Annotated in this window: 10 protein-coding genes; 1 reads left to right on the top strand and 9 read right to left on the bottom strand. The window is 68.9% G+C overall.

Annotation, left to right across the window (positions count from 1 at the left end):
* Positions 1-46: 46 nt before the first annotated feature.
* The 9 genes from Q4I23_RS25790 to Q4I23_RS25750 all read right to left on the bottom strand — a co-directional run bounded on the left by Q4I23_RS25790 (position 47) and on the right by Q4I23_RS25750 (position 9,441).
* The gene (locus Q4I23_RS25790) at positions 47-268 is read right to left on the bottom strand and encodes a hypothetical protein (RefSeq protein ID WP_454019307.1); all 222 of its coding nucleotides are present in this window, start codon (positions 266-268) and stop codon (positions 47-49) included.
* Positions 269-893: 625 nt separating this feature from the next.
* Complete coding sequence (locus Q4I23_RS25785; protein ID WP_498528104.1) at positions 894-2,060, bottom strand: PAS domain-containing sensor histidine kinase; 1,167 nt, start codon at positions 2,058-2,060, stop codon at positions 894-896.
* A gap of 261 nt (positions 2,061-2,321) precedes the next feature.
* Entirely contained in the window at positions 2,322-4,382 is a 2,061-nt protein-coding gene (locus tag Q4I23_RS25780) for an amylo-alpha-1,6-glucosidase (protein WP_498528103.1), read from the bottom strand.
* On the bottom strand, positions 4,375-6,336 hold the full coding sequence (treZ, locus tag Q4I23_RS25775) for a malto-oligosyltrehalose trehalohydrolase (protein ID WP_498528102.1): 1,962 nt from the start codon (positions 6,334-6,336) through the stop codon (positions 4,375-4,377). Before treZ ends, Q4I23_RS25780 begins: the two co-directional genes overlap by 8 nt.
* Positions 6,337-6,529: 193 nt before the next feature.
* Entirely contained in the window at positions 6,530-6,784 is a 255-nt protein-coding gene (locus Q4I23_RS25770; protein WP_498528101.1) for a hypothetical protein, read from the bottom strand.
* Between the two features lie 29 nt (positions 6,785-6,813).
* The gene (locus Q4I23_RS25765; RefSeq protein ID WP_498528100.1) at positions 6,814-7,989 is read right to left on the bottom strand and encodes a zinc-dependent alcohol dehydrogenase; all 1,176 of its coding nucleotides are present in this window, start codon (positions 7,987-7,989) and stop codon (positions 6,814-6,816) included.
* Complete coding sequence (locus Q4I23_RS25760) at positions 7,986-8,723, bottom strand: SRPBCC family protein (RefSeq protein ID WP_498528099.1); 738 nt, start codon at positions 8,721-8,723, stop codon at positions 7,986-7,988. The genes Q4I23_RS25765 and Q4I23_RS25760 overlap by 4 nt, the downstream gene beginning before the upstream one ends.
* Positions 8,720-9,154, bottom strand: a complete 435-nt coding sequence (locus tag Q4I23_RS25755) for a DUF3775 domain-containing protein (RefSeq protein ID WP_038526583.1) — start codon at positions 9,152-9,154, stop codon at positions 8,720-8,722. The genes Q4I23_RS25760 and Q4I23_RS25755 overlap by 4 nt, the downstream gene beginning before the upstream one ends.
* Before the next feature lie 80 nt (positions 9,155-9,234).
* Positions 9,235-9,441: a hypothetical protein gene (locus Q4I23_RS25750; protein ID WP_038526580.1), complete on the bottom strand. Its 207-nt coding sequence runs from the start codon at positions 9,439-9,441 to the stop codon at positions 9,235-9,237.
* Between the two features lie 209 nt (positions 9,442-9,650).
* Here Q4I23_RS25750 and Q4I23_RS25745 point away from each other — a divergent pair, with 209 nt between their 5' ends.
* Complete coding sequence (locus Q4I23_RS25745; RefSeq protein WP_498528098.1) at positions 9,651-10,310, top strand: alpha/beta hydrolase; 660 nt, start codon at positions 9,651-9,653, stop codon at positions 10,308-10,310.
* The last annotated feature ends 171 nt before the right edge of the window (positions 10,311-10,481 follow it).

Below are 10,481 nucleotides of genomic sequence, written 5' to 3'. Positions count from 1 at the left end.
GGACTTACAAAAGGGGGCAACCGTGATTTCCCCGACCGATGGCGCTTCAACCTTGCGGCGAAGCCGTCCTCTCACGGCAATCCGATCCGGCCGCCAGCGCTTCCTGAGCCCGCCGGACACACAGCAGGGCAAAGGGAAGCAAGACCACCAGCACCGCCGCCATGCCCACCGCCACAGCCAGCACCCCGACCATGTCGGCCCCGCCCAAATGAGCGGCAAGCGTCAGCAAAAGATGGAGGATCAACGCGGACAGCATCACCGCCGCCAAGGCCGGACCTGCAAATCCTTGCACGCGTCGGCACCGTGGCTCACCGGTCGCCGCGCGCCACGACCATCGCGGACGCGCCGCCGGGCAAGACGTCCCATAGACATCCAGCATGGGCACCCCTCCCGTCATCACTCATCCAGGGCCGGTTGATTTGGAGCAATACGGCAGGATGAGGCGCGACCACTATAGCGGCAAAAACGCGCGAAGCCTAAAATCTGAAGTACTTATTCTGATTGGACGGGCCTCACGCCAAAGGTTATGGGCCGGGGGCTGGGGTCCTCACCTCCCGCTTAGGCTCTCCACAGAGCCTGTGGATAACTGTGTTGACAAGGGCCGGCTTTTCCCGATTCGAGTCAAGCGTGACAAGGCCATAGCGCGAATTGCCCAAATTTTGGGCATGTCACACAAACCATTGAAATGCATTGCCTTTCCAGAATTGAGGGGGTGTTGCAGCGCTCACGCCTGTCAATCGGATTCTGATGCCGAACTCCCGGCGCGGCGATTTCGCGCGGGTCTGTGCCCTGTTGACAACTGAATGTCCGAATCCCCCGCATGGGGCACCCCGATCCCACCACCCCTCCTCCGGCCGATGGCGTTGGTTTGCCCAGCCATCCGTTCGCTGGGGTTACAATCCGGCGTTTCCTCCCGGGGTCAGGGTCACCGTGACCGCGGTTCCGCCGCCCGGCTTGCTGAAAACACGGATGCCGCCGCCCATACGCTCGATCAGAGCCTTGCAGATCAGCAGGCCGAGGCCGCTCCCCACCTCCCCGTCGGCACCGGGCGCGGCGTGGTGCGGATCGATGCGGAACAGATGGGGCTGAAGTTCCTCCGGAATGCCCAGCCCGTTGTCCTGGACCCGCACGGTCACCCGTCCGTCCGCCAGGGTGGACGACAGCATGACCATGCTTCCCGAGGGCGAGAAGCGCACCGCGTTCTCGATCAGATGCTTCAGCACCGTGTTCAGCGCGGACAGGTCGCCCAGCACCGGGGTGGCGACGATGCGGTTGACGATCAGGATATCGCGGGCACGCGCCCCCGGCTCCAGGTCCTCCAGCACGTCCTGGAGCAAGCCGCCCAGCTCATAGACGCGCAGTTCGAGCGGCACCTGATTCAGCTGCAGGCGTGACCACAGCGACAGGTTCTCGATGGTCCGCATCATCTGCCGCCCGGCGTCGCTGCACAGCGCCGCGTAAGCCCCCAGATGCGCGATCCCCGGGGTGGCGCTGCCGCCCGCCGGATCGGGCAACGCCACGTCGGAGGAGATCATCTGGGTGGCGCCGAGGATGGCGCTCAGCGGGTCCTTCAGCTCCTGGCAGATCTGCCCCAGAAAGCGGTTCATGCGCGCGACCGCGTCCGCCAACTGATCCACCCGCAGGGCGCGCTGCGCCTCCTCTTCGAAACGGCGGGTGATGTCGGTCACGAAGATGCAGAAGCCCGGCGCCATCCGACCATCTTCGCCGTCCAGCCGCGAGTCGTTGAAGATCACGCGGAGCGGCGTCCCATCGGAGCGTGTCAGGGTGACGTCGTAGCTACGGTGCGGGGTCAGGTCACGGATGGCCGCCTGCCGCTCCAGAACGCCTCGGCTTTCCTCGGCCACATAGGCTAGCAGGTGGGTCCCGACCAGTTCCCCGGCCCGATAGCCAAGCAACGCACACAGCGCCGGGTTGACTGCGACAGTGATCAACTCGCCATCCAACACCCAGCAGCCCTGCGCGCTCTGATCCAGAATTCGCCGGCTCAAGGCGTCCCAATCGACCACCGGGTGCTTTGCCTTCGACAGCAGTGCCAGCATGCCACCTCCCGTCATCATCCTACGCGGGCGGTCACACGGCTGTGTGTGTTCGTGAATTTTCTTTCCATCCCGCCACGAATGATAAGCACGGGCGGCAGAAACCTTCAACAGAATGTGGGTTTCACCGATGTTATAGCGCCGTCATCGATTCACAATTTTCCGGAGTCGCAGTTTTCTTTTCAGTAACCGGACAGGTTTTCCAACATCTAGCCTCAATTTCTTATGACGCTCTTCATAGGCGGTATGACGATCGCATCAGAATCATCGATCTTCCGCCGTTGCCGCCCAGCAACGCAGAACCTCCGCCACGCTCCAGGCCTGCGAGATGCAGCCGCGCGGGCTGAAGGGCGGCTCGGCGTCGAAGATCTCCGAGATGGTGCCGATCCCCGCCTGATCGAGATGTGGCAGGAAGCCCTGGAGCAGCTCCCGCGCTCCCGCCTTGTCCTCCGGATGCAGCTTCAGCCACGCATCGACATAGGGACCGATCAGCCACCCCCAGACCGTGCCCTGGTGATAGGCGGCGTCTCGGGCGCGAAGATCGCCGAAGTATTTCGGCTTGTAGTCGCGCTGCCCCGGCGCCAGCGAGCGCAGCCCGACCGGGGTCAGCAGCCGCTGCCGCACCGTCTCCACCACAGGCTCCCAGCAGGCGCGGTCGAGCACCGGGTTGTCGAGCGAGACGGCGAAGATCTGGTTGGGCCGGCAGGCGTCGTCGTCCCCCCGCTCCCCGTCCACCACGTCGTAGAGGTGCCCGGCGTGGGCGCACCAGAAGCGCGTGTTGAAGGAAACGCGGGCCTGCTCCGCCAGCGCCTCCAGCGGGCGGGCGGCCTGGGCGTCCCCTTCCTCGGTCAGCCAGCCGGCGGTCAGGCGCAGCGCGTTGTACCAGAGCGCGTTGATCTCCACCGCCTTGCCCCGGCGCGGCGTGACCACCCAGTCCTCGACCTTCGCGTCCATCCAGGTGAGCTGGTAGCCTTCCCGCCCCTGGCGCAGCAGCCCGTCACCGGGGTCGACGGCGATGCCGAAGCGGGTGCCGCGCCGGTGATGGTCGATCACCTCGACCAGCCGGGGCAGCAGCAATTGCAGCGTGTGCCGGTCCCCGGTCGCCTGGACGTAGCGGTTCAGCGCGTGGAAGAACCACAGGGTGGCGTCGGCGGTGTGGTACAGCCCCTCGTCCTTGCCGTCGGGGAACATGTTGGGAATCAGACCGTCGCGGATGTAGTGCGCGAAGGTGCGCAGGATCCAGCCGGCCTCCATGTGGCGCCCGGTGGTCAGGGTCAACCCCTCCAGGCTGATCATGGTGTCGCGGCCCCAGTCGGTGAACCAGTGGTAGCCGGCGATCACCGTGCGCACCTCGTCGCCCTCGGCGCGGGCGCGCATCTGGTCGGCGACGCGGCCCGCCGGCACGAACAGGAAGCTGTCCGCCGACAGCACAAGCTCCGCCATCGATCCTTCGCGCAGCGACGGATGGGCCGTCCCGACGATGCGCCGCCGCCGCTCCTTCTCGAAGCGCAGGACGTCGGCGGGCGGCAACGCCCACAGCCGCTGCCACGGCTCGGTCGCCGCGACGAAGCTCAGCGTCTGGCCCTGGCTGAGGGGACCGCTGAAATAGCCCGGCGTCCACAGCGAGCCGCGCGATTCATAGCCGCGCTCCGCCTCCACCGGATAGACGATGTCGCGCCGCGCCCCGCCGTCCAGGGTCAGGGGAAGCTCCGCCCCCTCGATGGTCATGCGCAGCACCGGCAGTTCCGGCCCGGCCCAAATCTCGTACTCGTGGCCGCGGGCGGTGACGCGGTAGTCGCGGGCCAGCGGTTCGTCCACCGCGGATTCCAGTTTGCGGAAGGCCATCACCGGGCGAAGCCGCAGAAAGATCGGCTGCGGCGCCTTGACCACCCGGTAGGTGACATGGACGATGTTCTGCAGGTGCGGCAGCACGATCTGCTTCTCGATCACCACGTCGCCGAATTCGTAGCGCCAGACCGGCAGCCCGGACTCCATGCGGAACTCGGCGAGGCCGGAGGGCGCGGCATCGGACGGATAGTTCGGGTCGGGCCACTGGTCCGCCTGCGGGTTGTGACCGGTCAGCCGCCGCTCGGTCCCGTCGCGCTCGATCAGCACGTCGTTGAGCTGGCTCAGCATCACCACCCGGCCGAGCGGCGCCGGCAGGGCCGCCACCAGCAGCCCGTGATAGCGCCGCGTCACCGCCCCCGACAGAGAGGAGGAGGCGTAGCCGCCCAGCCCGTTGGCGACAAGCCATTCGCGGGACAGCGCGGCGTCCGGCGTGGATCGCAGGGCGTCGCGGGTGATCTTGCGGATGAAATCAGCCATGGGTCTCCTGAGCGCTCGTGCCGTTGCCTTCGCCCCGTTCCTCGTCCGGAACAACGTCTGTGGCGGCCAGGACGACCGCCGCGTGGCCGGGAAGCCGCCAGCCGCCGTCCGAGGTTTCCAGCGGGGCGATGCCGCAGCCGCCGTAGCGGGGGTCCTCGCTGGACCACAGGGGCGTCCAGTCCCTGCCAACCGGCGGCGCCAGCAGCGGTTCCGGCAGGATGTCCAGCCGCAGGTCGCGGCCCAGATTGACCAGCAGCAGCCGGTCGTCCCCATCCTCTCCATAAAAGCGCAGGACGAACGCCTCTTGGCCCAGCACGGCACCGTCCAGCCCGCCGTCGCCCTGGGCGCGGAACACCGGGTCCTCGCGGCGCAGACGCAGAAGGTCGCGGTGCAACGCCCAGACCTCGGCGTGGGTCTCCCGCTCCGCGTGGTCGAGCTTGCAGCGCCGGAAGGTCTCCTCGTCCTGCGGGCGCGTCAGATGGGCGCGCATGGCGGGGGTGGCGAGGCTGGGAAACTGGGACAGGAACTCCGCCCGTCCCGTCTCCACCTTGACGGCCAGATCGGGCTCGTGGTCGGCGAAGTAGTAGAAGGGGGCGCTGGCCGCGAACTCCTGCCCCTGGAACAGCATCGGCGTGCCAGGACCCAGCAGCGTCAGCGCGGTCAGCGCCCGGAAGCGCCCCGGCGTGGTCAGGGCGTGGATCCGCTGGCCGCGGCCCGAATTGGCGATCTGGTCGTGGTTCTGCAGGAAGGTGACGAAGGCCGGGCGCGGCAGCCCATGGGTGGGCGTCCCCCGCCGCTTGCCCTGCCAGCGGTACCATTGCCCCTGGTAGAGGAAGCCGTGCTTGACGGCCGACAGCAGTTCCTGCGGCGTGCCGCGGTAGTCAGTGTAGTAGGCCTCGTTCCGCCCGGTCAGCGCGACCCGGGCCGTATGGTGGAAATCGTCGTTCCACAGGGCGTCCAGCCCGCAGCCGCCCCGCTCCACCGGTGTGGCCATGGCGGCCTGCTGGGATTCGTTCTCCCCGATCAGCAGAGTGCCGCGCCCGCGCGCCGCTTGGCGGACGGCCTGCCCGATCTCCTGGATGATGTGTGGGGTGGAGCGGTCGAAGATTTGCTGGGTAGCGTCCAGCCGCAGCCCGTCGAGATGGTACTCGTCGATCCAGAAGGCGGCGTTCGCCCGGAAGAACTCCCGCACCGGGCCGCAGCTCGGGCCGTCGAAGTTGAGCGCGTCCCCCCACTCGTTCTTGTAGCGGGTGGTGAAGTAGTGTGGGGCGAAGCTGGACAGGAAATTCCCGCTGGGGCCGAGGTGGTTGTAGACCACGTCGAGGATCACAGCGAGGCCCAGCGCGTGGGCGCGGTCCACGAAGCGCCGCATGTCGTCCGGCCCGCCGTAGAGCCGGGTCGGGGCGAACAGGTCCACCCCGTCGTAGCCCCAGCCGAAGCGGCCTGGAAACTCGGCCACCGGCATCAGCTCGAGGACCGTCACCCCCAGTTCCGCCAGACTTGGCAGTTCGCGCGCCGCCGCCGCCCAGGTTCCCTCCGGCGTGAAGGTGCCGATGTGCATCTCATAGACCACCTGCCCGCGCAGGCCGCATCCCGCCCAGCCGGCGTCGGTCCAGGCGAAGGCGGACGCGTCCACCACCTGCGACGGCCCCTCCGGCCCGTCGGGTTGGAAGCGGGACGCCGGGTCGGGGAAGGCCGGGCCGTCGTCGAGCTGGAACCGGTAGAGGCTGCCCACCGGCACCCCTTCGACCATCGCGGAGAAATAGCCATCGCCCTCCGCGTCCAGCGCCACCGCGCGCTCCTCCGGCCCGACCAGCAGGCGGACGTTGCGGCAGGCGGGCGCCCAGACCCGCGTCAGCGCGCGATCGCCGGGCGCGGGTTCGACGCCTATGGGACAACGGCGGACGGCGAAGGCCGAACCGCCGGCGTGCGCTGCATCGGGAGGACTCGACACGGGACGTTCCACCGCACTGTTTCGACCACCGCCCCCAACAGGCGCCGACCGGCTTCGTCCCATGGGTGACGGGGTTGACGGCGAACATCTGCGGTATCATCGAAGGGAGCGCCACGAGATGTTGTGCGCGTTCGTCGTCACCCGCCCGTTGGGCGACTCCGCGGGAGCCGAGCCCGCTGTCGTTGCATGAGTCCTACACCCGCTCCCCGAAACTCTCCGCCGCGGCGTCGATCACCGCGGGGTGGGCGCGCAGCCTGTTGAGGGCGGTGTCCCGCTGGGAGTCGTCCAGTTCCAGCGTGACGATGACATCGACGGCGCCGCCGCGCTCCGCGTCGCGCTCCTCGCGTCCGGTCTGGACGGCGTGGCCGCAACGGTCGCGCAAGTCCCCGACGATCTCGGCCTCGACGCCGCGCCCCTTCTCCGCCGGATAGGCGTAGACGATCTTCATGGCCTTCCACCCTTCATTCCGGCCCGCCGTCACGGCGCGAAGACGACCCGCATGCAGTCGTCGGCCTTCTCCTTGAACATGCGGTAGCCCTGGGGGGCGTCGTCCAACGCCCATTTGTGGGTCAACAGGTAGGATGGGTCGAGGTCGCCCTTCTCGATGTGCTCGAACAGGCGTTTGACGTAGCGCTGGCCGTGCTGCTGTCCCATGCGGAAGGTCAGCGCCTTGTTCATCGCCGCCCCCATGGGAAACTTGTCGAGAAGGCCGCCATAAACGCCGACGATGGACAGCGTGCCGCCCTTGCGGCAGCACTGGATCATCTGGCGCAGGACGGCGGGCCGGTCGCTCTCCAGCCGCAGGGCTTGCTTGCCGCGGTCGTAGAGATCCTCAATGGCCGAGGCGCCGCTGTCCGCCTCCATCCCCACCGCGTCGATGCAGACGTCCGGCCCGCGCCCGCCGGTCATCGCCAGCAGGGCGTCGTAGATGTCGCCGCGGCTGTAATCCAGCGTTTCCGCCCCCGCCTTCATCTGGGCGGCGCGCAACCGGTCGGGAAAACGGTCGATGCCGATCACCCGCTCCGCACCCATCAGGAAGGCGCTCTTCATCGCCATCTGGCCGACGCCGCCGCAGCCCCACACGGCCACCACGTCGCCCGGCTTGATGTTGCCCATGTCGGCGGCCATGTAGCCGGTCGGCACGGCGTCGGAGACGAAGACCGCCTGCTCGTCCGTCACCCCTTCCGGCACGCGGAAGCAGTTGGTGTCGGCGAAGGGGACGCGGATGTATTCGGCGTGGCTTCCGGCATAGCCGCCGAAGGCGTGGCTGTAGCCGAAGATGCCGGCGGTGCAGTGCCCGTAGGCCGCCTCCTCGAAGGCCGGTTGCGGGTTGGAGTTGTCGCAGAGCGAGAACTCTTCGTGCTGGCAGTGCCAGCACTTGCCGCAGCCGATGATCGACACGGTGATCACCCGGTCGCCACGGTTCAGCCGCGTCACCTCCGGCCCCTTCTCGACCACCTCGCCCAGGAACTCATGGCCGATGATGTCGCCGGCCCGCATGGTGGGGACGTAGCCGCCGATCAGATGCAGGTCCGACCCGCAGACCGAGGATAGGCTGACCTTGATGATCGCGTCCTGCGGGCCGAGGATCGTGGGGTCCGGCACCCGCTCCACCCGCAGGTCGTTCACGCCGTTCCAGCAGAGCGCCCTCATCCCGTCACCTCCTGCGTTCGCGACCGCGACCCGCCCCGCACGGCCCGCCCGCTCGGCTGGCCGTCGATGGTGGGAAGCTCGCCGACCTCCATGATCCGCTTCAGGCGGCGCAGCGCCTCGCGCGCCTGCTGCTCCGGCGCGGTGCCGAACAGGCGGGACACCGCGTTGCCGCCGACACCGCCCGGCGGGTGGTAGGCCAGCGTCAGGCTCACCTCCGTCCCGCGCCCGCCCGGCGCCGGACGGAACAGGACGGTGCCGCGATGCGGCAGGTCGGCCCCCTCCAGCGTGTGCCAGGTGATGAGTTCGTTCTCCCGGACCTTGTCGAGCCGGCTGTTCCAGACCACCGGAACGCCGCCGGGGCCATGGGCCTTCCAGCGGCTTTCCGTGTCGGACAGGATCTCCACGGCGTCGAGGTGGGGGAACAGCGCCGCCAGATGGCGGACGTTGCGCCAGTGGCGGAACAGCTTCTCGGCCGGGACCGCGATGGTGACGTTCGCCTGGGTGGTCGTCGGCTCCCGGCGCGTCGCCGGCAGCGCGGCCTGCCGCAGCGGACTGGACAGCGGAACCCCCGCCGCCCCGGCGAGGAACAGCCCACCGCCGAGCGCGGCCAGCGCCCAGCTTCCCCGCCGCGCCCCGGCGAAACCCAGCGCCGTGCCGCCAAGAATGGCGGCCCAACGTTCGAGCGTCCCGGCGGAGCCCTCCGGGCGCCGCCCGCCGTCCCGGCCCCTGGTCATTGCCCGTCCTTCTTCTTCAGCAGGTCCAGCTCGTACAGCCCCTTCATCAGGTCGCGGTGCAGGTCGATGCGCTCCGCAATGTCGGTGTAGTGGGTGGCGTCCGGGGCCCGCCCGGCCTCGTCCAGCGCGCGGTCCCACTGGTTTCCGGCGAAATCGCCGCGCCCGACGAACATGACCGCGCGCAGTTCCATCCGTTGTTCGGGAGTCAGGTCCTCCAGCATCCGGTTCAACTGGCTCAGCGCGCCGCTGGCGTCGGAGGACAGGATGCTGAGGGCGTCGAGATCGGTCGGGTTCCGCGAACCGCGCTCGCTGGTCTGTTCCCCGAGGTCGATGTTGCGCATTCCCGCGAGGAAACGCTGACGGTCGGCCACGGCCTCGTACGCGAGGTCGGCGGCCTGCTTCACGGTATCGACCGAAATCTGTTTGAGCATGTGTCGCACTTCTTTTCAGTTGCACGGCTTTGCCCGACGCCAACAGCCGGGCCGGGGGTTCGTCGCGGAAGCGGTGGCGGTCAGCCGTCCCGCTTGCGCTGCTCGTCGGAGGCGCCGCGGGACCCGCCGGAGCCCGAGCCGCGCTCGCGCCCCTGCCCGCTGGACTGGTTCTGGCCGGGCTTGTTGCCGGCGGCCTTGTCCGGGTCCTCATGGCCGGACTTGGCGGCCTTTCCGGCGCCGCCGGACTGGTGCTTTTCCTGCTCGGTGTCGCGGTTGCTGCGGGACATGGGGTTTCTCCCGGTCTGGTTTGTCGGATTGGCGGCGCCCGGCGCTGCAGGGCGTTGCGCGTGGCCCTGATCGCGGGTTTCGTGTCGCGGACCGCCTCCCGGCACAACCGGAGACGGTGCGGCGAGGTTCCGAAGCAACACGCCGGAGCAACAGAGATGCCCCGTGGCTTGTTAACCCCCGCAAGACCTTGGCAAGCCGGAGAACACCCATGCCGCTCCTGTCGGCGCAGATCGGCGAAACCGTGGACGAGGGGTTCGCCCCCGTGCGCCTGGACACCGACCGTGGTGCCGTGGACGCCCGCCTCTACGCCGCCCCCGATGGGCATAAGGCGGCGGGCACGCTGGGCGTCATCTGGCTGGGCGGCGTCGGCGGCGGCTTCGACTCGCCGGCCCACGGGCTTTATCCGCGGCTGGCGGAGGATCTCACGCCGGACGGCATCGCCTCGCTGCGCGTCCGCTACCGCAAGCCGCGCGCGCTGGACGAGGCGGTCTACGACGCGCTGTGCGGACTGACCTTCCTCGGCCGGATGGGCATCCACCATGTCGCCCTGGTCGGCCATTCCTTCGGCGGGGCGGTGGCGATCCAGGCCGCGGCGTCCAACCGCGGCGCGGTCTGCACGGTGGTGACGCTGGCAACCCAGGGGCTGGGCACCGACGCGGTGGCGGACCTCAGCTGCCCGGTGCTGTTGGTCCATGGCGAGGCCGACGAGGTGCTGACGCCGATGTGCTCCATCCATGTCCACCGCATGGCGCGCGAGCCGAAGAAGCTGGTCCTGATGCCCGGCGCCGGCCACTGTCTGGACGAGACCGCCGAGGCCGTCTGCCGCGAGGTGCGCGACTGGCTCAAGGCTCAACTGCTGGCGCGGTAGGGCATATCCTCTCCCCCCACGGCAGGCTCCGGGATTAGGCTGCGGCCACCTCCCCGAAAAGCCCGGAGCCTGCCGATGCTCGGCACCCTGACCCTTCTTCTCTCCTGCCAGCTGGCAGGGGAACTGACCGCCCGCCTGCTGCATCTGCCCGTGCCGGGGCCGGTGCTGGGC

Source organism: Azospirillum sp. UFLA03-27 (assembly GCF_059803775.1).
Note: the sequence above shows the minus strand (reverse complement) of the source record. Positions and strands in the feature narration are given on the sequence as shown.